Origin of the sequence: Collinsella sp. AF25-2LB, assembly GCF_003458415.1 — a bacterium.
In the GTDB taxonomy this organism is placed as follows: domain Bacteria; phylum Actinomycetota; class Coriobacteriia; order Coriobacteriales; family Coriobacteriaceae; genus Collinsella.
The window spans coordinates 41537-67384 of the sequence record NZ_QRUF01000003.1 but is presented as its reverse complement, the minus strand read 5'-3'; the positions used below and the strand labels follow the sequence as shown (position 1 = coordinate 67384).

Sequence of the window (25848 nt, the reverse complement as noted above, 5' to 3'; positions counted from 1 at the left end):
TTTTTTAATCCCCGTCCCGGAAAAATCATCCCGCGGGGCTTGTGGCTCACGCGGGATGATGGCGTCTTATTTTATCTTGTCCTGCTCCAGCAGTTCGGACGGTGTGCGATCGGGCTTGCCGCCGCGGAAAATCTCGCGGCCATGCAGACGATGCTCCAGGTCACGTTCGGCCTTTTCCTCGTCAATCTTGGTCTGGCTCACCACCGGGTCCTCAATCAACGACGACACCGAGTTCACCTGCTTCTGAATGCGCTCGGCGATGGTGTCATCCATACTCACGATGCGCATCTTCCAGTCGATACTCGTAGCGTTGGATGAGCTCTTGGTCCACACGAACGTCAGGATGGCGCTCTGGTGGCCCTGGGCGGGAAACATGCCAAAGAAGGAATCGTGCTGAATGTTGCTATCCTCGTCGATATAGGCGTGAACGTTATACACCACGCGGTCGATCTTGTCGTTGAGCAGGGCGTTGGTCGCAAGCGCCGCGGCCTGGATCTGCCCGTTGGACAGCAGCTCGAGCTCGTTGGCAGACGATGTGTCCAACACCGTCACCTCGACCGTGCCCGTACGCTCATCGGCTTCATCGACGGTAAAGTCGAGCGGGAACTGCGTAAAGCCGTTGCCCCACTCAAGGCCGCCCTTCAGCGCCGTCGAAACGGTATCGACCGAAACGCTCTCGGACAGGTTGGCGGTGTTCAGGCGACGCATCACGCCGTAGCCAATCTGCATGCCCACGATCAGCACCAAAATACCAATGACCACGGCCATCGCGGTCTTCGTAATGGTATGACTCACCTGCGAACCCGAAGGATCATCCTCGGACAGCGGGTCGATATGTTTTGCATGGCTCGCGCGGTCCTCGCTGCGCAGCTGCGCTAGCGCCGCTTTGTCACCGCGCTTGGCCGCAGCCTCCTTCTCACGCATGCGCTCGGTTCGCTTTTTGGCAAGCGTGGGATCCAAGACACCGGATGCATCGATTTCGGAGAATAACTCCGTCACTTCTTCCGGAGTCAAAGGGTTCTTGTCAGCCATAAACTTCCTGTCATATCAATCAGTCGAGCTCGTGCGCACGCGCACCTTCGAACTGCATTCGATAGTAACGGGCATAGGTGCCGCCACGGGCGAGAAGCTGTTCATGCGTGCCACGTTCCACAACGCGACCATGCTCAACGGTCGCAATCTCATCGGCGTGTTTAATGGTCGAGAGACGGTGGGCGATGATGATTGTGGTACGGCCGCGTGCCAGCTCTTCGAGCGACTCCTGGACCGCCTCCTCGCTCTCGTTATCCAAAGCACTCGTCGCCTCGTCCAAGATCAAGATTTTGGGTTTCTTGAGAAACACACGCGCGATGGCAACGCGCTGTTTCTGTCCGCCCGAAAGACGGCTGCCGCGCTCGCCCACGACCGTGTCATAGCCCTGTGGAAGCGACTCGATAAAGGCATCGATGTTGGCGCGACGGGCGGCCTCGGCGATCTCTCCTGCCGTAGCGCCCGGCTTGCCGTAGGCGATGTTCTCGCCAATCGTGCCGTCAAACAGATAGACATCCTGCTGCACCAGGCCGATGGCGCGACGCAGGCTCTGCTGCGTCACATCGCGCACGTCCTGGCCGTCGATGCTAATGGATCCGGCGGCCACGTCATAAAAGCGCGGCAGCAGCGAACAGGTCGTGGACTTGCCACCGCCCGAAGGGCCAACCAAAGCGATGGTCTGCCCGGGCTTGATGGACAGGTCCATATGGTCGATAACGGGACGCTCGTCGGCATCGCCCTCGCCCAGCTCAACATCCTCGTAGTTAAAGCACACGTCGTGATACTCCACGGCGCCGGCAGTCACCTGCAGATCCGTAGCGCCCGGCTTGTCCTGGATATCCGGCGCGGTCGAGAGCACCTCGTCCATGCGCTTAAAGCCGGCGATGGCCTTCTGATACGTTTCGGCCGAATTGACGAGTGTCTCGAGCGGCGTGCAGAACAGCGAAATATAGAGTGCAAAGGTCGCCATATCGACCGCCTGCAGCTGTCCCTGGGCGACCAGCCAGCCGCCCAGCAGTACCACGATCACATAGAGCACACCCGAGAGCAGGCCATACGTCGCAGTATAGACGCCCATGGCGTGATACATGTTCTCCTTGGACGAAAGATAGCGATTGTTGGAGGCGCGGAACCTAGAGCGCTCGGTCTCCTCATTGGCAAAGCTCTTGACCACGCGCATGCCCGCCAGCGAATCCTGCAGCTGCGCATTGATGCCGCTGATCTTTTTGCGGTTGTCGCTAAAGACCTCGCGCATGCGCATGTTCTGCCAAAACATGATGACCGAAAACGCTGCTGTCACCGCAGCCATGGCAAGCGCCAGCACCGGGGCGATGGTAAAGAGGATCACAAACGAGCCGATAATCTCGATGCCGCAGATGATGATCCACTCGGGCACGTGGTGCGCCGCCTCGCAGATATCGAACAGGTCGTTGACCACGCGGCTCATCATGTCGCCCGAGCTGTTACGGTCGAAGTACGCAAAGCTAAAGCGCTCATACTGGTCGAACAGGTCCTCGCGCATCTTGGACTCCATGCGCGCACCCATCACGTGACCCCAATAGCTCACAAAATAGCGGCAGGCGCAGCGGATGACATACATCAGCACCAAACCCACCGCGATCATACCGAGCGCCTGCATAATGGCAGCCTGACCCTGGGTAAACAACCCGCCGGTCAGATTGCGCAGGATAATAGGAAACGCCAGGTCAATGGCAGCAAGCACCAGAGCACAAACAGTATCGGCAACAAAAAGCCCCATCTGGGGCTCGTAATACGAGAGAAACCTTTTAAACATGCAATCCTCGAAGAGAAATAAATAGCGTGAGAAATCCGGTTGAACCGGTCAGGCTGAAAACAAAGCGTCCCAACAAGCATAACGCCGATGTTCTGGCAGCGTCAGCGAAAACGTCCCTAAGCGAGCAAGGTGCCTTGAAAGAGGAGCGACGCGTACTTCGGTACGCGAGCGACGATTGAAAGGCAGATTGCCGCTTAGGGGCGTTTGCAGCGTCGACTCGTTACGCGGTTTGGTAAAACCGCGTAACCTAGAGCTCCGCACCCCCAAGGCGATGCGCGATGCTATCGCAGGCCAAGGCGCCCACGACGGTCTTGGCGTCTTCGATCTTGCCGTCGAGTACGGCGTCGATCAGCTCGTGCAGCGGCACCAGGTCCACGTTGACAAACTCGTCATCATCGGGGTTGGGCGCATCAAACTCGAGCTTGGTAGCCAAGTAGATGTGGATGATCTCATCGCAAAAACCACAGGACGTGACAATCGACGTCAAAAAGCGAATACGACCAGCCCTAAAGCCCGTCTCCTCATGCAGTTCGCGCTTGGCGCAATCGAGCGGGTCCTCGCCTGGATCGAGCTTGCCGGCGGGAATCTCGACCGTCACGCGGTCGATGGCGGTGCGGTACTGACGCACCAGTACGATCTTGCCACTCTCGGTCAGCGCCACAACGGCCGCCGCACCCGGATGGCGAACGATATCGCGGGCGCTGCGGCGACCGTTGGGCAGCTCAACCTCAAGACGGTGGACGTCGAGGATCTTGCCCTTCCAGGCGCACTCCTCCGAAAGAATCTTCTCGTGCAGCTCGGCATCGTGCGGGTCGTCGTCGCCCAGCACCAGCGCCGGCTCGTCAGCGACCTCGCCGCCAGGCTCGCCCTCAGCGTGCCCATACATGCGGCTGCCCTCTTCAACGATCTGCGCATCCACGAGCTCTTCGTTCTTCTCGTCCATCCGTCTCATTCCTCTCGGATTTTAGGCATCCCAGGCGTCGCGGCCGCGCAGCGCGCGCAGGCCGATGTCGTGGCGCAGGGTCTTGCCTTCAAAATCAATCTTCTCGCAGGCCTCGTAGGCAAGGTTGCGAGCGTTCTCGAACGTGTCGCCCAGAGCGGTCACGGCAAGCACGCGGCCACCATTGGTCACGAGCTGGCCGTCCACCACGGCGGTGCCCGCGTGGTACACGGTCACGTTCTCCATGGCCTCGGCGTCGGCGATACCGGTGATGACCTTGCCCTTCTCGTAGCTGCCGGGATAGCCCGCGCTCGTCAGGACAACGGCCACAGCCCACTCGTCACGCCAGTCGAGCTCAATCTGATCGAGCTCGCAGTTGGCGCAGGCGAGCATGACCTCGACCAGGTCGTTCTTAAGGCGCGGCAGCACGACCTGCGTCTCGGGGTCGCCAAAGCGGGCATTGAACTCCAGCACCTTGGGGCCGGCAGGCGTGAGCATAAAGCCGCCATACAGGCAGCCGCGGTAGTCGATGCCCTCGGCAGCGAGCTCGGCCACGGTCTGCTCCATGACCGCCACCATGGTGGCGTGCTCCTCGTCGGTCACGATGGGCACCGGGCTGTAGACGCCCATGCCGCCGGTGTTGGGGCCCTTGTCGCCCTCGAGGGCGCGCTTGTGGTCCTGCGAGGTGGCCATGGGGCGCACGGTCTTGCCGTCGGTAAAGGCGAGCAGCGAGCACTCGGGACCAACGAGCATCTCCTCGATAACCACGGTGTTGCCGGCATCGCCAAAGGTGCCGCCAAAGCACTCGCGCACGGCCTCCTCGGCCTGCTCAAGTTCGGTCGCCACGATAACGCCCTTGCCCGCGGCAAGGCCGTCGGCCTTCACGACCAGCGGAGCGCCCTGCTCGCGCACGTAGGCGAGAGCCGAAGCCTCGTCGGTAAACGAACCATAGGCTGCCGTCGGAATGCCCGCACGCTCCATGAGCTGCTTGGAGAACAGCTTGGAACCCTCCATCTGGGCACCCTCGGCACCCGGGCCAAAGCAGGGAATACCTGCCGCGCGCACGGCGTCGGCCACGCCCGCCACGAGCGGAGCCTCGGGGCCAATTACCACGAGTCCGCATCCGTGGCTCTGCGCAAACGCCGCCACGGCCGCAGGATCGCAGTCGTCGAGAACAACGTTCTCGCCGCAGCTCGCGGTGCCGCCGTTACCCGGCGCAATGTAGAGCTTGCCGGCGCGCGGTGATGCTGCGAGCTTAGCTGCCAAAGCATGCTCGCGGCCGCCGCTGCCCAACAACAGGATGTCGATGGTTTGAGTGTCCGCCTTCAAGGGTGCCTCCTCTATGGATGAATGGCTCGCTCCGCGCGAGCCCTTTGCAAGCAAATATACCCCTCGGCCGCCCGCTTGGGCTGCAAAGGGGTATATCGCAATAACCAAATAGTCCCGATTACTTCCAGAATCGGTTGATAATCTGCTCGCGACCGGCGCCAACGCCAATGAACGTCACGCGGGTGTGTGCCAGATCCTCGATAAACGCCACGTAGTCCTGAGCCTCCTGCGGCAGCTCATCAAAGCTGCGGCAACCGGTGATGTCGCACTTCCAGCCGGGGAGCTCCTCGTAGATGGGCTTGGCATGCTCAAAGCGCACCTGATGCTCGGGCACGCTGGTGTAGCGCTCGCCATCGACGTCGTAGGCCACGCACACCTTGATGGTGTCGAAGGCCGAAAGCACGTCGAGCTTAGTCAGGGCGATATCGGTGAGGCCGTTGACGCGTGAGGCGTAGTTGGCGATGGGGCCGTCGAACCAGCCGCAGCGACGACGGCGACCGGTGGTCACACCGTACTCATAGCCCTCCTCGGTCAGCGTGTGACCGGCCTCGGACTCATAGGAAAGCTCGGTGGGCATGGGGCCCGAACCGACGCGGGTGATATAGGCCTTCATGACGCCCAGCACGCGGTCGACGTTCTTCATGCCCACGCCGGAGCCGGTGATGGCGCCGCCGGCGGTGCAGTTGGAAGACGTCACGTACGGATAGGTGCCGTGGTCGATGTCGAGCAACGTCGCCTGGGCGCCCTCAAACAGCAGGTCCTTGCCCTCATCGATCATGTTGTTGAGCAGCAGGCTCGTCTCGGTGATGTAGGGACGCAGGTGCTCGGCCATGGGCAGGTACTCGTCGCAAATCTGGTCCACGGTGTAGGTGGGCAGGTTGTAGATGAGCTCAAGCTCGGGGTTCACGCGGGCGAGAGCGGTCTCCAGCTTGTCGCGGAACAGCGCCTCGTCCAGCATATCCTGCATGCGCAGGCCAATGCGGGCCATCTTGTCCTGATAGCACGGACCGATACCGCGCTTGGTGGTACCGATGTTCTTCTTGCCGAGCTTCTGCTCAAAGGCGCCATCCAGGTCGATGTGGTACGGCATGATGACATGCGCGTTGCCGCTAATCTTGAGGTTCTTGGTGGTGATGCCGTCGGCCTCAAACATGTCGATCTCCTCAAGGACAACCTTGGGGTTGACGACGCAGCCGTTACCGATCACCGACACATGGTCGGAATACATGATGCCGGAGGGCACCTGGTGCAGGCCGTACTTCTTGCCGTTGACGACGATGGTGTGGCCGGCGTTGTTGCCGCCCGAGTAGCGCACGACGGCATCGAAGTCGCCGGCGACCAGGTCGCAGATCTTACCCTTGCCCTCATCGCCCCACTGGGCACCGACCAAAACGGTTGACGGCATGTTTACTCCTTACATTCATGGACTGTCTACGCGCCACGCCGGCACGCAGAAGCACAAAACATTCCCAGTATACCCGTGCAACGGGCGCCTGTCCTACTCCTCGGCATGTGCCCCATCAAGCTCATAGAACTTGGTGGATGCCGGCAGGAACATCAGGTCGACGTCGCCGATCGGGCCCGAACGGTTCTTGGCCACGACGATACGCGTAACGCCCTCGTCGGGTCGATCGTCGCGCGAGGCTTCGGCCTCGTCGGCGGAGCGGTCCAAGAACATAACGATATCGGCGTCCTGCTCGATGGAGCCCGATTCACGAAGGTCGGAAAGCTGCGGGCGCTTGCCGGTACGGGATTCGACCTGACGCGAGAGCTGCGACAGCGCAATGAGCGGGATCTTGAGCTCCTTGGCCATGATCTTCAGACCACGCGACATCTCGGAGACCTCGACGGTACGGCTCTCGGAGCGGCGTCCCGGCGGAGGACTCACCAGCTGCAGGTAGTCCAGGATGATGATGGCCTTCTCCTTGTTGTGGAGCATGCGGCGGCTCTTGGCGCGAATCTCGGTCACTGTGGTGCCAGGCGTATCGTCAATCAGAATATCGAGCTTGGACAAGGTCTGCGTGGCCTCGTTGATATTGGCCCACTGCTCGGGGCTAATGCGGCCCATGCGGAAGTCACTGATCGAGATCATGGCGTAGGCGCAAATCAGGCGCTGGGCAATTTCCTTGCCCGACATCTCCAGCGAGAAGAAGCCGACGGTATAACCGGCAGCGGCAGCGTTGAGCGCCAGATTTAGAGCGAACGACGTCTTACCCACAGCAGGGCGGGCGCCGATGATGATGAGCTGGCCCTCGCGAAAACCCATGAGCATGCGGTCGAGCGACGGGAAGCCCGTGGGCACGCCCGCAGCCTGGCCACCGGCCTGGCACACTTCCTCGGCCTCGTTATAGGCCTCGACCATAAACTCGGTCAGCGTCTTGTAGCTCGACTTGACCTCGCGTGCCGTGACCTTGAGCAGCTTACTCTCGGCCAGCTCGACAACCTCTTTGGTATCGGTGGGGGCGTTATATGCCAGCGCGTTGATCTCGTTGGTGGCGCCGATCAGCTCACGCAGCATCGAATCGCGGCGAACGATGGCGGCATGATGCTGCCAGTTGACGAGCGACAGGGTCTGACCCATCAACTCCAAAATGTACGCTTCGCCGCCCACGGCATCGAGCTTATTGATGCTTCGCAGGTAATCGATCAGCGAGATGGAGTCGATGGGAATGCGGCTGTTGTACATATCGACCATCGCGGTATAGATGGTCTTGTGAATGGGCCGGTAGAAGTCATCGGGCTGCAGCTCGACCTGGGCTTCTTCGACCACCTCGGGCGATAGCAGCATAGCGGCCAGTACATTGGCCTCTGCATCTTGGTTTTGGGGAAGACCCAACTTTGAGCCGCGGTCCTCAACCGTCAGCCCGGTCTCCCTATCGTCGTATGCCATGAGCATCCTCATTCATATCGCTTGCGAGCATCCATAGTATCAGCCACGGTCCCAAAACGCGCCGCGCGCCGCCAATCATCACCGAACCAAACGGATGAACGGTCCTGTGTATAGGACTTCGACGCAACGTTCGCCATGACACTCACTCAGCGCAAATAAAACAAAAGGGCGCCCTGGTTTCCCAGAGCGCCCTTCTTAGAACAAGATTGTTGCGTTGCAGCAAATGCTACTCGGCAGCAGCCTCAGTCTCGACCTCGGCGGTCTCGGCCTCGGCGACCTCAGCGGCCTCCTCGACCTCAGCCTCGGCAGCGAGCTCCTCGGCGGTAACGCCGACGAGAACGACAACCTCGGCCTTGATCTCGCGGTACAGCGAGATGGCAACGGTGTGGGCACCGGCAACCTTGATGGGCTTACCGAGCTCGACGCGCTTGCGGTCGATGTCCATACCGAGCTGAGCCTTGATGGCGTCAGCGATCATAGCGGCGGTAACGGAGCCAAAGAGGATGCCCTCGTCGCCGACCTTGACGTCAACGGTGACCGTCTTGCCCTCGAAGGCAGCCTTGGTCTCGTTGGCGGTAGCCAGACGGACGGCCTCGCGCTTGGCGATGTTGTTGCGACGCTCGTCAAGCTGCTTGAGGTTGCCCTTGGTGGCGGCAACAGCGAGCTTCTTGGGGAACAGGAAGTTCTCAGCGTAACCCTGAGCGACCTCTACGACGTCACCCTCGCCGCCCTTGCCCTTGATCTCATCGAGAAGAATAACCTTCATGATGCGTCTCCCTTCTTAGCCGCGGTCGCGGTTGCCACGAGAGGAAACCACGGGGACGGTGTACGGCAGGAGAGCCATCTCGCGGGCGCGCTTGATGGCGTTGGCGATGTCATGCTGATGCTGCGTGCAAGCGCCAGTGACGCGACGGGGCTTGATCTTGCCACGATCGGTCATGTACTTACGGAGAAGCTGAGTGTCCTTATAGTCGATGAACTCAGTGTTCTCCTTGCAGAACTGGCAGTACTTACGACGCGGCTGACGTGCAGAAAAATCATTAGCCATGTCAAAATACCTTTCATTTGGCAACTTCGGCGAACCGAAGCAGCCTCTCACTCAAAAATAGGTGAACAACCCTTAGAACGGGATGTCCTCATCGTAGACGTCGACCGCGGGCGGCGTAGCCACCGGTGCGGCAGGACGTGCTGCGGGCGCGGGAGCTGCGGGGGCGTAACCGCCCTGATCGTAGCCACCCTGGCCACCACGGGAGCTCATAAACTCGATCTCATCGACGATGACCTCAAGCTTGCTCCTGCGCTGACCGTCGCGCTCCCAAGAGCTGTAGCGCAGCTTGCCCTCGATCGCGACCTTGTTTCCCTTTGCCAGGAAACGGCTCACGGCCTCGGCGCGGGTGCCGAACATAGTGCAGTCGACAAAGTTGGGATAGTCCTCCCACTCGCCAGTCTGCGCGTTACGGCGACGATCGTTCACGGCGACGCCAAAGGACAGAACCTGGGTTCCGCCGGCGGTGGCGCGCAGCTCGGGATCGCGGGTGAGGTTACCGGTGATGTTCACTCGATTGATGCTCATAACTCACTACTTCCTCTTGGGGCACAAGCCCAGTCCAAAACGACAGTCTTACTCCTGGTCGTCGCGACGGACGATCATGTGGCGGACCACAGCGTCGGTGATGCGCAGGACGCGATCAAGCTCGGCGATCTGGGTAGGATCTGCGTGGAAGTTGATGAGGGTGTAGTCACCATCGGTGAGGTCGTTGATCTCGTAGGCGAGCTTGCGCTTGCCCCACTCGTCAACTGAGTCGACCTTGCCAGCGCCCTCAGCGATCGTGGTATCGATACGCTTCATAACAGCGAGACGAGTCTCGGGGTCGAGCGACGGGTCAACAAAGAACAGCAGTTCATAAGCCTTCATATTGTCACCTCCTCTGGGCAAATGTGGCTTCAGGTCGTGAAGGTGCGCCTGAAGCAGGAAAAGACTTGGTAATAATATCTTTCAACCTCCTAGGCTGCAAGAATATGCAGCTACAACCTCATGACCTCCACATATGCCCATACTCACACGACGTTTCATGCGCATTCCAACCAAATGCTGACCAAAAGCTTGACGGATCTGTTGACAAGATACGGTGCCGTGGGGACAAGCTGAGCCAAGCCGCAGGTCAACGGGCACAAGGCTGTGGTCGCAAAATGCATACCAGTGGCCCACAGCACCACCCAAAGATTTTTAAATTCATTGCCAAGTCGCTTATGAATACCCTTTTTTGAACAATTGAGTTGATCAACCACGCTGGTCGGAAGCCGTTTTTTGGCACCTCAAGCCCCACTGCAGCGCCAAGCACGGCCAAGCGTTTTAAAAAATGCCAACTTTTCTGTTTGCACTTTGCGATTCCTCGTGTATACTGACTTTCGCATTTAACGGAGAGTTGTCCGAGTGGCCGAAGGAGCACGATTGGAAATCGTGTAGGCGTCAAAAGCGTCTCCAGGGTTCAAATCCCTGACTCTCCGCCAGTTAATTCCAAAGCAGGCCTTCGAGCCTGCTTTGTTTTTACCCCACGCGGAGGGGTGGCAGAGTGGTTGAATGCGGCGGTCTCGAAAACCGTTTGGCCTGTATAAGGTCACGAGGGTTCGAATCCCTCCTCCTCCGCCATTTTGGTTGAGAAAGCTCCCGAAAACGGGGGCTTTTTTTGTTTAGAGTCCCTTACAAGCAAATACGGCGGAGGAGGAGGGATTCGAACCCGTCAGGACGCGGAGCGTAAAGAAAACGCGCCAGTGGCGCGTTTTTAGCGCAGTGCGGTCGGTGCAAGCCGACCGCATAAATTTTGAGCTCCGCTCAAAATTTGGACATCCCTCCTATTCAGCCACGCCCCCCATTGCTTTCGATTTCGCCTTGAATCTCAAACATGTACGTCACCCTCCAAAACCGACATTTTTCGACATCTTTGAAGGCTGATGTATATGTTTGGTACCCATGACCGTTCCCAGTCCCGACCGTTTACCGAGCAATAGGGTCACCACGCCCGCCAACCATGTACTATGTACGGGCATTGTCTAAACCCGCAACCAAAAGGATCCCATCTTGCCCGTCGTCGCCGCTATGACTGTTACCTCACACGCCACGGATGCCATGGTCGCTATCCCATTTTGGCTCGAGATGTTCGCTGTTGTCGCTGCATCGATCTCGGGCGTGTTGGTCGCACGCGAGCACAAGCTCGACTTGGTGGGCGCGGTCGCGCTCGCCGTGGTCTGTGGCTTGGGCGGCGGTCTTTTACGCGATATGACGCTGCAGGTGGGCAACGTCTACATCCTCAACCAGCCGATGGCGCTCCCGCTTTCCATTGCCACGGCAGCCATCATCTATATTTTCCCGGCAATCGTCGACAAACCCGAAAAACTCATTCCCCTGCTCGACATCATCTCGGTCGGCATCTATGCCGCCACTGGAGCAGACAAGGCGCTGGTCTACGGCTTTGCGCCGGCGGTGTGCATCATGATGGGCTTTTTCACCGCGGTGGGCGGCGGCATGCTGCGCGACAGTTTTATGGGCGTGGTACCGGGAATTTTCCAGCGCACCAACTTCTATGCCATCGCAGCCATCGCCGGCTCGGCGAGCTATGTATGCCTTGTCATGAGCGGCGTCGTCAGCAACATCACCGCGTTGATCGTATGCGTTGCGGTAACCATGGGGCTGCGCTGGCTGTCGCTGCGTTTTGACATCAAAAGCCCCACCGAAGAGGACATAGCGCGCTTTTTGCACCACAAAAAGTAGATTGCGCGGGCTCATCCTTCGAAATGCAACCGAGAGGTTCTTTTAGAGCGCCCACGCGTTGGGTACCCTGTTAGGTGCATATCGAGCATCTGACGAAGGATTCACTATGCCCCACAATCAATTCCCGTCGACCCAACGCAGTAAAGCGTGGGGCCGCATCACCATCCTATTCGCGCTCATCGCTCTGGCGCTCACCGCACTTCCCGCTACGGCCCTTGCCGGCACGGACACCGCAGGCAACGTACTTGCGACCGACAATGACGCCAATCCGTCCGGCGTCGAAGGTGACCTGTACTGGGCAGGTCAGAGCCTCAACCTGGACGACACCTCCATCGACCGCGATATCATCGCCGCGGGCGATACTCTCTCGATCCGCGACTGCACGGTGGGCGGCGCCATTCGTCTTGCGGGGCGCACCATCGACATTGCCAAGACCACGGTTGATGGCAGCGTCACGGTCGTCGGTCAGCATGTCGTGCTCAATTCCGACAGCACCGCCAACTGTTTCTATGCGATAGGCGAGACGGTTGCCCTGCGCGGCTCTACCAAGTCGGCAGCGCTTGCGGGCGATACGGTGACCATCGATGGCACCGTCGAGGGCGATGTCGAGGTCTGGGCCGACAAGCTCATCCTGGGCAAGAACGCCCACATCACCGGCACCGTGAATGCACACGTCTCCGAGGACCCCGAGCGCGCCGCGGGAGCCGAGGTCGGCGCGCTCAAGATCGACCGCACCGAAAACGAAGATACTTCCACCGCCAACGATGTCATCGGCGGTATCGTCGCCGCTGCCCTCTCGACCTGCTTTGTCGCTCTGCTGCTCGAGCTCGTCTTTCCGCGCGCGACCGCCGGCGCCGCCGGCATGCTCCACCAGCGTCCCATGCCTCTGTGGGTGAGCGGTCTTCTGGGTGCGATCGCTATCGCCCCCGCCGTCCTACTGCTGATTATCTCTATCGCAGGTCTGTCGCTTGCCGGAGCCCTCTTGTGCGGCGTTATCGGCATCGCGTTGGTGTCGAGTGCCTTTGCTGGGTGCGCAATCGCCCGCATGGTCGGACACAACCAGAACCGCTACGCCATGGCAGCCGTGGGCGGTATCGCCGCGGGCGTGCTTACGGCAATCCCCCTCGTAGGCGACTTCATCAGCGGCGTGGCCTTCGTCTTTACACTCGGCTACATCATCCAAATCATCTGGCGCAACGCCCACCTCAAGTCGCAACAGCCGGCTAATACGCCGGAACTCCCCGCCGCTTAGCCGCCAACCACCACAAAGGGGACAGGCACCTTTGTGGTGGTGCAAAGGGGTCAGGTTACTTTGCACCAACAAACGAGGCGGGGCACCCGATCGCATCGACCGGGTGCCCCGCTTTTTCATGGAGGGTTCTCTAGTAACTTTTTCAAAACCAATGATCATCGGGTCGGTAGGCCTGCGCGTCACTCGTTACGGAGGCAGTACGCCATTGAGCAAGGGGGGCAATTATTTTTAACGGCGACCTCCTCCTCGCTTGATGACGAACGCGGCGACAATAGCCGCCACTCCGATGGCAGCCAAAGCCGCCACCAGCACCAACGTTCTATCTCCCGTCGAGGGCATAAAGCCTCGACTTACTTCTTTGCTTGGGGTGTTGAGCACTGACAGTTCAATCGAACCCGTCCCGGCATCGGCTGCATCAACCCGCAGAGGGCTTTCGACCGATACAGTCACCTTGGGCTTCGCGGCCGCCACCTGTTTAACGTCCAGACCCTCGGCCGTAACCGTCACCGTACGCTTGCCCCCAAAGGCGGTGTAGCCCTTGGGTGCCGCGATTTCCTCGACGGTGTAGACGTCCGCGTCCGCACCGGTCAATTCCACATGGCCGTCCGCGCCCGTGGTGACACAAGCGTCGGCATCCGTCGACCACGAGCCGTCAGTCGTTAGGATGCGCCCGCGGTCATCGATGATGCGCAGCTTGGCGCCCGCGATCGGTTTATCGTCCGAGCTTGAGCGCTTGATCAGACTGAGACCCCAGGTGTAGGCGCACGCGTCATCGCTCGGCGTGCGGGTGAATCCGACGTCGCCGGACTGGTCGGCGAGGGGAGAGCGCGGGTAGCGCAGGTAGACCTCGTTGGGGTTGCCCTTGGTGGCGCCTCGATTGCAGTTGGCCCCCAACGGCGCATTGTAGACAGCAACCACGCGGGCGCCCGCGGTGAAGGCGTCGGCCCCGCCGAGCGCGGCGATCAGGTCGCCGGTGCGCACGGTGAAGGTCTTACCGTCCGCCGCTACCTTGGTGGCGCACTGGGCCGTGATATCGGTCCAGCCCTTCGCGGGCTCGGTGCCGACACGGTCGTCCTTACCGGCCGAGACGGCGTCGAAGCCGCCGTCCGTGCCCGCCGCCGCGTACACGCGCATGCTCGCGGCCACCTTGGAGGGGTCGAGCCCCGCGCCCATGGTGTCGACGAACTGCACCGTGTAGGTGTCGTAGGCGGTGAGCCCCGCCGGGACCGTGGCCGAGAGGCGCCAGTACAGGTCGTCGCCGACCGTGGCGTCGGCGGCCTTGCCCCAGGCGGCGGTGCTGTCCTCCAGCACGTGCTTTTGGACCTTGGGCGTCGCCGCCTTGGGCTTGACGGTGACGGCGGCGCCGCCGACCAGGGCCATGATCGGCGCGGTGCCGGCCTCGTTCTGGGAAATGGCCTCGTCGTCGGCGACGATGAGCCAGTAGCCGCAGGGCAGCTCGGCCGTCGTGCCCGCGTTAAGGGTCACAGAAGGGACGCCGACTTTGCAAATTGCTCTGGCAAGTTTTGCTGTCAGCGTGGTCGTCATGTGCCCGTCGGCATTCATCCATTCGGCAGCCTCTTGCGCCGTCGATGTCGAGCTATCGAGCCCCGCATCATGTAGCACCGAAAGAGCAGTTTGACGAACCGTGTCATTCGCCCACGTTACGTCAGTTGCAATTTTTTGGCCAGCATCGTCATCGTCGGCAACGGTCGCCAAAAAGAGCCGGTACGCGTCATACCGCGTCGCAACCGTACCGTCCACCGTAATGGCACCAGTATCGGCAGCATGAACCGTCCCAGGGGCAATCGCGAAAGACAGAATAGCGACCATGATTATCGTCGCGGCAGCTAACAAGCGGCGGTTAAGCCTACTCACGGCTACCACCTCGATCCCGATCGCGATGGCGACGAGCATGCATCCATGTCGCAGCAAAACACAGCAGCGATGCACCAGCCAGATACGTCATAGTCAAGCCAGCCCCGCCCGCCTCAGGAAGCGTGGTCGAATACTTGTTGATAAAAGTCGGCGGCACCTGGGAGTCATCATCATACTTGACGACGGTGTCGAGCTGCTCATTTTTATTGTCGATAGTCACATTAACCGTGACATTGTGCCCGACTGTGTCGTAGGTGATGTGGTCCTTGACGTTGTTCTCGTCGGCGCCCTCGGGAACAACCTCGGAGATGGTGTAAGTATAGGTGCCGGCCTTGTTGTAGTCGACGTTGAAGGAGACGTTGCCCGCGGCATCATTGGTCACCGTCTGGAGCACCCTGTCGTCGCCATCCTTAAGCGCAAACGAGAACTGCCCCTCCTTGAACGTTCCACCTTTGAGCACCTTCTTTGCGTTAATGACCGCCTTGCCCGTCATGCGGTTGTCGTAGACCCAGATCTCGTCCTTCTTTGTATCGTCGATGATCTCCGCACCGTCGACGATGTCCTTTGCCTTAGTTAGCGCAGCCTGATAATCCTCTTCGCTCGCGCTGCCCTTGAGCATGATCCACGTGGGATCGGCCTTGGCATAGCCAACAGGCGCCTTGGTCTCCACGAGCTGGTAGAGCACGCAATTACTCATCTTCTTGTCGCTTGTGCCGAACGAGATTTTGCCGTTGTCGTCGGTCGCGGCCTCGTAAAACGGCGTTCTGGCGTTCTCTACATTTCCGTCATCCGCAACCTGGTCCATATTCACGCTGTAGAGCGTGAACTCCGCCCCTTTGAGCGTAGCACCGACCTGCTGCGCATCGTATTTGGTCATCGTGATATCGTAGCCGTTGCCGCCCGCACTGGCAGAAGCGCTCTGGATGGTCCATTTTTGCTCGTCGATCGCCGAGCCTTCCGTCACACCCGTAAGCTCGGCGGTATTGGAAAGAGACACCTCTTCACCGGGGTTTCCGGTCGGGATAACTTCGTACTCGACCTTGAGGTATTTCTCGTCGGGCACCTCAAGAGTCAACTTCGTACGCGAGCCAGATTCATCCTTGACTTGTTCCATCTTCGACGAATAGTCCTTATCAGTCAGCGGTGACCAGGCACCGTTCACGCACTCATAGACCTTAAGCGTCGACGGCACCAGCGTGCACTCGGCATCCATGGTGTCCACGAGCTCGAGGAAGTCAGTGCCATTCTTAAGGGCAACGCCAGACTCGTTAACAAGAATGGTGTACTTAATACGGTTGCTATTACTGACTTGCTCACCAGTCTTTTTGATGACGTTGTTCTTGATGGTGACGGTGCCGCTACCGGTATCGAATTTCTTGTCTCCCGACTCGGCGCTTGCCGAGTTGGTGAACTTCACCTCATTCTTAGAGACATCGAGCTCGCTGCGCTTGACCGCTGTTTTGTATGTGAGCTTCGCATAGCCGGCATAGTCGCCAAGCCCAGTTGTGGGGATGGAGAAAGTGACCGTATTGCCGGCGCTGCTGACGTTGTCGGTGGCAAGCTGTTGATTATCAACGACCGTCTTGGCCTCACTTCCGCGACCAAGCCCCGTATGCTCTTCGTAGGGATTCTGCACGAGCGTGAACTTTGCGGAATTCGCGACATAGCTCATACCATCCGGAAGGCTATCAACGATATTCAGCGGTTTCCCGCCCAGCTTTCCAGCTCCAAAGCATTCGAACTCGCCATTTGCGCCCTTATTACCCTTTTGGCGGTTTGCATACACCGTCCAGTCGACGATCCAGGCGCCCTTCTCATCCGAGCCGTTAACGGTATGCCAATCGAAGTTCTCAACCCAAGACACCTTCGACTCCGCTTTCGGCTTCTCGACCGCAGGCTTCGTTTCTTGGTTGACAACGTACTTGACGGGTTCGGTGAACGACCGCTGTAATTTCAGGCCCGGCGCGCTGACCGACGCAAAGTTTGAGTACCAGCCCGACAGCGCTTCTGATGTGGTGTTGTAGGTGATAACGGCGTAGTCCTCGTTCTCGAGAGCGGCTTTCACTTTGTCGGTAACGATGATTTTGAGGTCGTAGTTTTTCTTTGTTTCATTACCCGGATAGCTGGTCGTTGGTCTCCAGTCGGTGCCCGGAACCAGCTCGGTATTGCCGATTTTAATGGTAATGGAGCTTTCGTCGACACCGAGTTTCTGCGACCATGCCGACTGAAACGTGTCCTTCACCGTCACCTCGCCTGGATGGACCGCATTGACGATCGCCTTCAGCGCGACCTTCGTCTCCCATGTCGCCCTGCCCGTCGTCGCCGCCTCATCGGATCTCACGAGCCTCTTGGTGATCGGCACAACACCCGTCAGCTGCGGCGTGAAACTGCCTTCATCGGTACCGGAAACGGAGCCTTCGCGCTCGATGGCCGCGTCGTTATGCACGGTATCGTACGAGCTCGTATCGTTCATCTTTGTGTGATAGACGATGCGGTAGGTGGCGTACTTGTCGACAAGATCGGTCGGGAATGTGTAGGTAAACGAGCTCTGCGACGAGTCAAGCACGCCGCCCGGAAGAACCTCCGACCCCGAGCTGCCCTTGTAAACCGTGTAGCTCCCCATATAGGCCTGCTTATCGTCAAGCGTATCGGTGAACTTGTAGCCGCTCATGTCGGCCTTGATCTCGCCTTGGTTGAGCGTGACCGTCCACGTGATGTCGGACGGTGTACCCGAGCCGTTGGACTTGTTGATCATGTCGTAACGAAACTTGCTGGGAGCAGCAGTCACGGAGCCGCTCTGGCGATTGCTCAAGCCGCCCCACTCCCACGTTGCCGTGTTCTTAGACGCTTCCTGCTCATCGATGAACTCGCCATTGTTAACCGAAACGCTTCTCTTCAGTTTCGTCTCATAGGCAATCGTGTGCTCCCCCTGGGAAACGTTGCCTAAGGTGTCGAGAGTCGCAATCTGACCGTTGATCGTTGGCTGCGGGCCGAGCTTCTTGCCATCGAGCGTGAAGCTGCCGTCCACAAACTCAAAGTTGTCGCCTAGGCTGTCAGTAAACTTGACGTTCGTAGCGTACGACTCGACGGTGAGCTTAACAGACCAGGTGACCTTGGCCACGCCGTCGGCTCCCTGGGAGAAGGCTCCCGATTTCTCCCCTTTGACGGCGCCATCCGTAGTTGGAATATTGATTGATCCCGCACCGGGGAACTTGATAGGTGTACTGCTGTCCGAGCCAGCGTTCTTATTTGCTAACTCAAATGAAAAATTGGCTCCGACAAAAATTTCCGCAGGGTTTTTGTCAAGCCAGCTCTTATCAAACGTAAAGATGATCTTATTGTCCTCGATTTTCCACGTGCCAGCCTTGTCAGCGGTCGCCTCCGGGCCCTCCATGAGGTTGCCACCGGCGTTATCGTCAACGACGATGGTGCCGGGAAGCTCATAGACAGCGATATAGTTCTCGGGCGAAGGCGCCTCGCCGCTTTTGAATTGTGCCGAAAAAGCTCCATAGAGCTTCGAAGTAGACGTTACGGCGCCATTGAGCTCTTGAGTATGGTTCTCATCGGTATACAGCTTGACCTCAACCGTTGCCGTATCACCGTTGATCTCAATCGGCGTCGGCGTCGTCACGTCATCGGCGCGCACGGGGGCTGCGCCGTGGAAAACTGCGACGGTGAGGCTAATTAAAATGAAGATCAGGGCCGCCATACCCAGCGACCGTGAGCGGTGTGTGTCCATAGTTGTCCCCTAATTCCTACAACACGTTGTGGAATACGGCGAATCGTCGGATCGAACACAAACCCCAACATCAACGAGAACCTACCTAGCGCATTGCAAGAACCCATTGGGGAGCAACTTCTAAGACGGTTCGTCTATGCCACAATGCATAAAATACAATATAGATACCAGTCATGTAAACCGCAGGTAAAGAGGTCTTTTAATTTAATACCAGTTGATATTTACCTGTGACAGTTTTGTATCAAAGCGGTTGTATTTCAATGATTCGTGTATATGTTTAAACAACTTAACTTTGCCTGAAAAACAGCCGGGGGGGGGATAACCTCCTCCACCGTGGTGCAAACGGACCCGTCCCCCTTGCACCAAAAAGGGCGCCGACCATCGCGGTCGACGCCCTTTCTTATTGGCGGTTATAAGCCCCAGCGCTTATTTGTTGACCTGACCGGCGCGGACGGCAGCCTTCTTGCGGTCGGTGGCGTTGAGCAGACGCTTGCGCAGGCGGATGTTCTTGGGGGTAATCTCGACCAGCTCGTCGTCGGCGATGTACTCCAGCGCCTCCTCCAGCGAGAAGGTGCGGGGCGGCACCAGCTGGACGGAGATATCGGAGGTCGAAGAACGCTGGTTGCCCAGGTTCTTGGTGCGGGCGATGTTGACGACCATGTCGCCGGCCTTGCTGCGCTCGCCCACGATCATGCCCTCGTAGCACTCGGTGCCCGGCTCAACAAACAGCTGGCCGCGCTCCTGCAGCGTGCCCAGGGCGTAGGCAACGGCCTTCTCGGTGGTCATGGAGATCATAGCGCCGTTCTGACGGTTGCCGATCTCGCCGGCGTAGGGGCCATACTCCAAGAAGGTGTGGTAGAACACGCCCTCGCCGTGGGTGACGTTCATGATGCGGTTCTTAAGGCCCATGATGCCGCGGGTCGGGATCTTAAACTCGAGGTGCGTCACGATGCCCGAGGTATCCATGCTCGTCATGATGCCGCCGGAGGTACCGAAGACCTCAACGACCTTGCCCGAGTACTCGTCCGGGCACTCGACGACGGCCTGCTCGACGGGCTCCATCTTGTTGCCGTTCTCGTCCTTCTTAAACAGAACGCGGGGACGGCCAACCTGGAACTCAAAGCCCTCGCGACGCATGGACTCCATCAGAACGGACAGGTGCAGGATGCCGCGACCCGAGACCTCGACGCCGCTCTTGTCCTCGAGCTCCTCGATCTTCATGGTCACGTTGTTCTCGGCCTCGTTGAACAGGCGTTCCTTGAGCTGACGGGCACCAACGATGTCGCCGTCGCGACCGACGAGCGGGGAGGTCGAAGCCTCAAAGACGATGGACAGGGTCGGCGGGTCGATCTCGATGGGCTCGAGCTCAACGGGGTTCTCGGGATCGGTGTAGACATCGCCGATATCGGTGCGGTCGATGCCCACGACGGCAGCGATGTCGCCGGCGCCGACTTCCTGGCACTCGGTGCGGCCCAGGTAGTCGAAGGTAAAGAGCTGTTTGACGGTAGCGGTGGCGCTGGAGCCGTCGTTCTTGACAACCAGAATCTGGTCGCCCTGGTGGATGGTGCCGGAGTACACGCGGCCGATGCCGATACGGCCGACGAAGTTGGAGTGGTCGATGGTCACGCACTGCATGGCGAGCGGGGCGTTCTCGTCAACCTCGGGTGCGGGCATGTCGTCGATGATCATGTCGAGCAGCGGGTATATGTCCATGTTGCCGTCGTTGGGGTCAAGGCGGGCAAAGCCATTCATGGCGCTGGCGTAGACCACGTGCTCCATGGCGAACTCGAGCTGGTCGTCGGTGGCACCCAAGTCGGCCATGAGGTCCAGGCAGTCGTTGTAGGCCTTCTCGGGGTTGGCGCCCGGACGATCGATCTTGTTGATGACGATCATGATCTTGAGGCCGGTGTCGATAGCGTGACGCAGCACGAAACGGGTCTGGGGCATGGGGCCCTCAAAAGCGTCGACCAGCAGCAGGGCGCCGTCGGCCATACGCAGCACGCGCTCGACCTCGCCGCCAAAGTCGGCGTGGCCCGGGGTGTCGATGACGTTGATCTTGACGTCCTTGTACTCGATAGAGATGTTCTTGGCGAGAATCGTGATGCCGCGCTCGCGCTCCTGGTCGTTAGAGTCCAGGACGCGGTCCTCGACCTGCTGGTTGGCACGGAAGGCGTCCGTGGCACGCAGGAGCTTGTCGACCATCGTCGTCTTGCCGTGGTCGACGTGGGCGATGATGGCGATGTTCCTCAGATTGTCTACGCGCATGTAGTTCCCCTATCTTCTATCCATATACAAACGGCACGCGTATGCGGCCCGCCCAGCGACACAACGCTCAGCGGGAATATTGAGCCTTTTACCGAAAACTCGTTTATTTTAGCGATTTTAGATGAGAGGGGTTTCCTCACCTGCAGGTTCAGGGTCGCTCCACATAAAACCATCGCCGGCACCCATGCCCTCATACAGCACGTATGCCGAAAAACCGCTCTCGAGCGTGGTTTCGAAGAAGCTCACGAGCAGGGCGTCGTGATAGCCGCCGTCAATTTCGACACAACCGGTGTAGCCGATGGCATAGCGGGCGATGCGGCCCAGCCCCTCGTCCTTAAGACCCATCTTGTGCTCGGAGATAAAGTTGGTGGCAGCCTCGAGGCATGCCTCCTCGCCATCTTCGTCGAGCGCCGCCAGATATCGGTTGGAAGCAGCGTCCTCGATCGCCACAACTACGCCCGGATTCTCGCCGGCGGCAAGGTCGTCCAAGAACGCGCCGATCAGATCGCACACCATGGCGTCGAGCTCGGCGGAGACGTTACCGGCGTCCTGCATATCCTGTGCCATCTTTAGACCTTCCCATCGAGTCTGGCGTCGTTACAGTTCCTGTGCCTCGGCAGCGATCTTGGCGGCAGCGTCGCGGGCGCGCATCATATCCATCGCGCGCTTGTCGAGTACCTTGATCTGGTTGGTCAGCATGACCGCATCGACCACACCCCAGATTACCAAGCCTGTTGAAATCGAAAACCCAAGCGCACCAACTGTACCACGAAGGCGCGAGCAGATTACCGCGACAAGGGCGGAGACGACAACCATCTTGATAAACGAGCCGCGGCGCTCGCGAAGCGTGCGGGCCTGCGTCACATAGGCAATGCGAGCCGCCTCAGAAGCCTCCGAGCGCATCTGGGCCTCGCGCGCAATGGCCGCCGCCTCAGCCGATACGCGGGTACCCATCAGCGACCTCTCCGCTCGCGTGCCAGACATTTAGAAATCATCGGGGGAGAGCGTATGGACGAACTCGTCGAACTTCTCGAACTCCTGCTCGTCGTCAACTTCCTCGGCATGGGCAGAAACGGTACCCAGGCGATTCATGATGTCGTCCTCCACAAACATGGGGGCATTGCTGCGCACGGCAAGGGCAATGGCGTCGCTGGGGCGGGCGTCAATCTTGCGCTCGTCACCATCGACCAGCACAACAATCGTCGCATAGAACACCGGCGGCTCGGCACGAACGATCTCGATGCGCTCGAGCTTGGCGCCCAGGGCATCGACGGTGTCAAGCAGCAGGTCATGCGTTATCGGGCGCTCGGCGCGACCGCTATCGATGCCACGGCTAATGGCCGCGGCCTCAAACGAGCCGGTCTGAATGGAAAGCGAACGCAGGGGCGCCGTCGAATCCGACTTGCCGCAGCGCTCGCGAAGCACAATAAGCGATGGCACGGGACCGGCGGCCATGACGATGGTCTCTATGTCGACGCGAACCATGGAACACCTCCGGTATGTAGCGGTTAACACGCGGCAGGGTCGCCGCATTGAATAGCTATACTACCCAATCTTTCGCACAGAACACAAAACCAAAATGAGATTTATCACAGACAAGAAAAAAGCCCCGAGGCAACGCCCCAGGGCTCTTCACAGTTTTGATGGTGGACCTGACAAGATTCGAACTTGTGACCTCCCGGTTATCAGCCGGACGCTCTAACCAACTGAGCTACAGGTCCATCATGGTGGAGGTTAGGGGGATCGAACCCCTGACCTCAGGCTTGCAAAGCCCGCGCTCTCCCAGCTGAGCTAAACCCCCACGGAGACAGTAATAAACACCCCAGCGGCGACTCGGCTCTCGCTGGGGTGTTTATTGCGAAAGAAAGTGGTGGACCTGACAAGATTCGAACTTGTGACCTCCCGGTTATCAGCCGGACGCTCTAACCAACTGAGCTACAGGTCCATCGCGCAAGGGATATATTAGACGAGTCGTTACGCGCGCGTCAACAACTTTTTTGAAAATCTTTGGGAGGGATGGTCGCTGGGCCGGCGAGATGGTTTTGGTTTGCTGCTCGGACAGTCCTGCGCAAGACGAAGGCCACATTAAGTGGCCTTCTTTGCGTGCGGAACTCGCGACAAACCAAAACCATCTCGCCGGCCCAGCGACCATGGGATCCCAAGGTTTTCAAAAAAGCGGTCGGCGCGCAGGTGCGCCGACCGCCGATATATGGGGTCTGATATTTTCTACCAGCTAGGGCCTCTTACTCGTCGAGGAGATCCTCTGGCATGTCGTTGCCGTCGCCTAGGTCGACTGGGGCCTCTTCGGTATCGGCTGCGGCCTCGACACCTTCGCCTTCGGGCTTCTCTTTGGCGGCTGTCATGCGGGCCACGGCGCAGATGCGGTCGTTGTCGTCGACGGTCATCATCTTGACGCCCTGGGTGGCGCGGCCGGTCTGGCTGATCTCGTCGGTCTTGACGCGAATGACCGTCGCGCCCTCTGTCACGATGAACAGCTCGTGCTGCGGGCCCACCGTCTTCATGGCCGCGAGGTTACCCTTACGCTCGGTCATTTGGATGGTGTAGACACCCTGGCCGCCGCGATTCTGCTCCGGGTAGTCCGCAACCGGCGTGCGCTTGCCGTAGCCGCGCTCGGTGATGACGAACAGATCGCCGTTGCCGTTAGTGACTTCCATGCCCAGAACGCTCACGCCGTCCTTCATGCCGATACCGCGAACACCGCTGGTATCGCGGCCGGTGGCGCGCACCTGCTCCTCGGAGAACATGATCGCCTTGCCCGCGGTGGTGGCCAGGATAATCTTGTCGCCCTCGCGCACGCGGCGCACGTTCAGCAGCGCGTCGTCGTCACGCAGGTTGATAGCGATCAGGCCGTCGCGACGGCTGCGGTCATATGCGCTCATCACGGTCTTCTTGACCATGCCGCTCTTGGTGGCAAACATCAGGTACTCGTTAGCGGGGAACTCGCGGCAGCTGATGACGCTCGCGATCTTCTCGCCCTCCTCGAAAGGCAGCAAGTTGACGATCGCGGTACCGCGTGCCTGGCGCGTACCCACCGGCAGCTCGTGCACCTTCAGGCGATAGACCTTGCCCTTGCTCGAGAAGAACAGCACGTACTCGTGCGTGGACGCGATGAACATCTCATCGATGACATCGTCCTCTTTGAGGTTGACGCCCGACACGCCCTTGCCACCGCGCTTCTGGGCACGGTAGGCGGCCACCGGAATGCGCTTGACATAGCCGGTGTGGGTAATGGTCACGACCATATCCTCGTCGGCGATGAGGTCCTCGACATCCAGGTCCTTCTCAACCTGGCTGATCTCGGTGCGGCGCTTATCGCCAAACTTCTTGGAGATCTCGCGCATCTCTTCCTTGATGACGCCCAGGATCTTCTCCTCATGCGCCAGCAGGTCCTCGTAGTAGGCGATGGCGCGGCGCAGGCCGTCCAACTCTTCCTGGATCTTGTCGCGCTCCAGGCCGGTCAGGCGGCGCAGCTTCATCTCGAGGATGGCCGTGGTCTGCTCGGGCGTAAAGCCAAAGCGCTCGATCAAGCGGCTGCTGGCCTCGGAGTCGGTCTGCGAGGAGCGGATGATGCTAATGACCTCGTCGATATGGTCGAGAGCCATCAAGTAGCCCTCAAGGATATGCGCGCGGGCCTGGGCCTTCTTAAGGTCGAAGCGGGTGCGGCGGGTGACGACGTCGACCTGGTGGTCGATGTAGTGCTGCAGCATCTCGCGCAGGCTCAGGCATTTGGGAACGCCGTTGACGAGCGCCAGGTTGTTGGCGCCAAAGGTCGTCTGCAGCGAGGTGTACTTATACAGGTTGTTGAGCACGACCTGCGGAATGACGCCCTTCTTGAGCTCGATGACCAGACGGATGCCCTTCTGGTTGGACTCATCGCGCATATCCGAGATGCCCTCGATGCGTTTGTCGTTGACGAGCTGGGCAATCTTCTCCTGCAGGGTGCCTTTGTTGACCATGTAGGGAATCTCGGTAAAGACCAGGCGGCTGCGGCCGGTCTTGGTGGACTCCACGTGAGCCTTGGCGCGCACGGTAATGGAGCCGCGGCCGGTCTCGTAGCTCTGCTTAATGCCGGCGCTGCCCATGATGATGGCACCGGTGGGGAAGTCCGGACCGGGCATGATCTGCATAAGCTCGTCGACGGTGGCATCGGGATTGTCGATCAGGTAGCAGGTGGCCTCGATCGCCTCGGTGAGGTTATGCGGGGCGATATTGGTGGCCATGCCGACGGCGATGCCCTGGCTGCCGTTGACCAGCAGGTTGGGGAAGCGCGCGGGCAGCGCCACGGGCTCGGCGAGCGACTCGTCGTAGTTGGGCTGCCAGTCGACGGTATCCTTTTGCAGGTCGCGCAGCAGCTCCATGGCGGGCTTTGCCAGGCGGCTCTCGGTATAACGCATGGCCGCCGCGCCGTCGCCATCGATGTTGCCGAAGTTACCGTGGCCATCGATGAGCGGTGTGCGCATGGAGAACCACTGCGCCAGGCGAACCATGGCCTCATAGACCGCGTAGTCGCCGTGCGGATGGTACTTACCGATAACTTCGCCGACCGTCCAGGCCGACTTCTTGTGCGGACGGTTGGGGTAGATGCCGCTCTCGTTCATGGCGTACAGGATGCGGCGGTGCACCGGCTTTAAGCCGTCGCGCACGTCCGGCAGGGCGCGCGCCGTGATGACCGACATCGAGTACTCGATGAACGACTGCTTCATCTCGCGGCCGAACTCCGAAATCTGGAGCTGACCGCCGTTGATATCCTCGCCGGCCGAGGCGCCACGGTCGACTTCGCCAAAGCTCTCCTCGAGCTCGGCGTCGTCTTCTTCCTCATCATCATCGGCATCGGGGTTATAGGCGTCCGGATCGCCGTCCTCGCCCTGCTCAGCACGGGCAAGCAGGCGCTTCAGATCATCGGGCATACCGGCATCGCCGGCCTCGTCCATACCCTCGTTATTG

Annotated in this window: 19 protein-coding genes and 5 tRNA genes; 4 read left to right on the top strand and 20 right to left on the bottom strand. The window is 59.6% G+C overall.

From position 1 onward, the window contains the following. Nucleotides 1–66: 66 nt before the first annotated feature. The 10 genes from DWY51_RS02405 to rpsF all read right to left on the bottom strand — a co-directional run bounded on the left by DWY51_RS02405 (nucleotide 67) and on the right by rpsF (nucleotide 9898). The gene (locus DWY51_RS02405; protein ID WP_117769732.1) at nucleotides 67–1032 is read right to left on the bottom strand and encodes a hypothetical protein; all 966 of its coding nucleotides are present in this window, start codon (nucleotides 1030–1032) and stop codon (nucleotides 67–69) included. Nucleotides 1033–1051: 19 nt separating this feature from the next. Beyond that, a complete protein-coding gene (locus tag DWY51_RS02400; RefSeq protein ID WP_117769731.1) occupies nucleotides 1052–2824 on the bottom strand; it encodes an ABC transporter ATP-binding protein in 1773 nt (590 codons plus the stop codon). A 247-nt stretch (nucleotides 2825–3071) separates the two neighbouring features. After that, a complete protein-coding gene (locus tag DWY51_RS02395) occupies nucleotides 3072–3767 on the bottom strand; it encodes an NUDIX domain-containing protein (protein ID WP_199411347.1) in 696 nt (231 codons plus the stop codon). Nucleotides 3768–3788: 21 nt separating this feature from the next. Next, nucleotides 3789–5093, bottom strand: a complete 1305-nt coding sequence (purD, locus tag DWY51_RS02390; RefSeq protein ID WP_117716204.1) for a phosphoribosylamine--glycine ligase — start codon at nucleotides 5091–5093, stop codon at nucleotides 3789–3791. Nucleotides 5094–5211: 118 nt separating this feature from the next. Then, nucleotides 5212–6498, bottom strand: coding sequence for an adenylosuccinate synthase (locus DWY51_RS02385; RefSeq protein ID WP_117769730.1), 1287 nt, complete (start codon nucleotides 6496–6498; stop codon nucleotides 5212–5214). A 93-nt stretch (nucleotides 6499–6591) separates the two neighbouring features. After that, the gene (gene dnaB, locus DWY51_RS02380) at nucleotides 6592–7989 is read right to left on the bottom strand and encodes a replicative DNA helicase (protein ID WP_006235827.1); all 1398 of its coding nucleotides are present in this window, start codon (nucleotides 7987–7989) and stop codon (nucleotides 6592–6594) included. 220 nt (nucleotides 7990–8209) lie between these two features. Next, complete coding sequence (gene rplI, locus DWY51_RS02375) at nucleotides 8210–8749, bottom strand: 50S ribosomal protein L9 (RefSeq protein WP_022094073.1); 540 nt, start codon at nucleotides 8747–8749, stop codon at nucleotides 8210–8212. Nucleotides 8750–8764: 15 nt separating this feature from the next. Beyond that, nucleotides 8765–9031 (bottom strand): 30S ribosomal protein S18, encoded by a 267-nt coding sequence (gene rpsR, locus DWY51_RS02370; protein ID WP_006235829.1) that lies wholly within the window; start codon nucleotides 9029–9031, stop codon nucleotides 8765–8767. Nucleotides 9032–9103: 72 nt separating this feature from the next. Continuing rightward, on the bottom strand, nucleotides 9104–9556 hold the full coding sequence (locus tag DWY51_RS02365; RefSeq protein ID WP_006235830.1) for a single-stranded DNA-binding protein: 453 nt from the start codon (nucleotides 9554–9556) through the stop codon (nucleotides 9104–9106). A 48-nt stretch (nucleotides 9557–9604) separates the two neighbouring features. Beyond that, nucleotides 9605–9898, bottom strand: a complete 294-nt coding sequence (gene rpsF, locus DWY51_RS02360) for a 30S ribosomal protein S6 (protein ID WP_006235831.1) — start codon at nucleotides 9896–9898, stop codon at nucleotides 9605–9607. A 505-nt stretch (nucleotides 9899–10403) separates the two neighbouring features. Here rpsF and DWY51_RS02355 point away from each other — a divergent pair. The 4 genes from DWY51_RS02355 to DWY51_RS02340 all read left to right on the top strand — a co-directional run bounded on the left by DWY51_RS02355 (nucleotide 10404) and on the right by DWY51_RS02340 (nucleotide 13004). Next, nucleotides 10404–10494: transfer RNA gene (locus DWY51_RS02355), tRNA-Ser, on the top strand. A gap of 48 nt (nucleotides 10495–10542) precedes the next feature. After that, a tRNA-Ser gene (locus tag DWY51_RS02350) sits at nucleotides 10543–10633 on the top strand. 429 nt (nucleotides 10634–11062) lie between these two features. After that, the gene (locus tag DWY51_RS02345) at nucleotides 11063–11752 is read left to right on the top strand and encodes a trimeric intracellular cation channel family protein (protein ID WP_233504599.1); all 690 of its coding nucleotides are present in this window, start codon (nucleotides 11063–11065) and stop codon (nucleotides 11750–11752) included. A gap of 106 nt (nucleotides 11753–11858) precedes the next feature. Continuing rightward, nucleotides 11859–13004 carry a polymer-forming cytoskeletal protein gene (locus DWY51_RS02340; protein WP_117769729.1) on the top strand — a complete coding sequence of 382 codons (1146 nt, stop codon included), beginning with the start codon at nucleotides 11859–11861 and terminating at the stop codon, nucleotides 13002–13004. 228 nt (nucleotides 13005–13232) lie between these two features. On the opposite strand, the gene DWY51_RS02335 is transcribed toward DWY51_RS02340, so the two are convergent. The 10 genes from DWY51_RS02335 to gyrA form a co-directional block, all read right to left on the bottom strand. Next, nucleotides 13233–14879, bottom strand: a complete 1647-nt coding sequence (locus tag DWY51_RS02335) for an isopeptide-forming domain-containing fimbrial protein (protein WP_158556892.1) — start codon at nucleotides 14877–14879, stop codon at nucleotides 13233–13235. Next, the gene (locus DWY51_RS02330; protein WP_117769727.1) at nucleotides 14872–18618 is read right to left on the bottom strand and encodes a Spy0128 family protein; all 3747 of its coding nucleotides are present in this window, start codon (nucleotides 18616–18618) and stop codon (nucleotides 14872–14874) included. The genes DWY51_RS02335 and DWY51_RS02330 overlap by 8 nt, the downstream gene beginning before the upstream one ends. A gap of 426 nt (nucleotides 18619–19044) precedes the next feature. Further along, nucleotides 19045–20883 carry a translational GTPase TypA gene (gene typA, locus DWY51_RS02325; RefSeq protein WP_117769726.1) on the bottom strand — a complete coding sequence of 613 codons (1839 nt, stop codon included), beginning with the start codon at nucleotides 20881–20883 and terminating at the stop codon, nucleotides 19045–19047. Between the two features lie 117 nt (nucleotides 20884–21000). After that, a complete protein-coding gene (locus tag DWY51_RS02320; RefSeq protein ID WP_089572580.1) occupies nucleotides 21001–21450 on the bottom strand; it encodes a hypothetical protein in 450 nt (149 codons plus the stop codon). 30 nt (nucleotides 21451–21480) lie between these two features. After that, the gene (locus DWY51_RS02315) at nucleotides 21481–21837 is read right to left on the bottom strand and encodes a hypothetical protein (RefSeq protein ID WP_117769725.1); all 357 of its coding nucleotides are present in this window, start codon (nucleotides 21835–21837) and stop codon (nucleotides 21481–21483) included. Nucleotides 21838–21867: 30 nt separating this feature from the next. Next, complete coding sequence (locus DWY51_RS02310; RefSeq protein WP_117769724.1) at nucleotides 21868–22368, bottom strand: bifunctional nuclease family protein; 501 nt, start codon at nucleotides 22366–22368, stop codon at nucleotides 21868–21870. Nucleotides 22369–22527: 159 nt separating this feature from the next. Continuing rightward, a tRNA-Ile gene (locus DWY51_RS02305) sits at nucleotides 22528–22604 on the bottom strand. Nucleotides 22605–22608: 4 nt separating this feature from the next. Beyond that, nucleotides 22609–22684: transfer RNA gene (locus DWY51_RS02300), tRNA-Ala, on the bottom strand. Between the two features lie 67 nt (nucleotides 22685–22751). Beyond that, a tRNA-Ile gene (locus DWY51_RS02295) sits at nucleotides 22752–22828 on the bottom strand. 298 nt (nucleotides 22829–23126) lie between these two features. Continuing rightward, entirely contained in the window at nucleotides 23127–25835 is a 2709-nt protein-coding gene (gene gyrA, locus DWY51_RS02290; protein WP_117769784.1) for a DNA gyrase subunit A, read from the bottom strand. Nucleotides 25836–25848 lie beyond the last annotated feature (13 nt).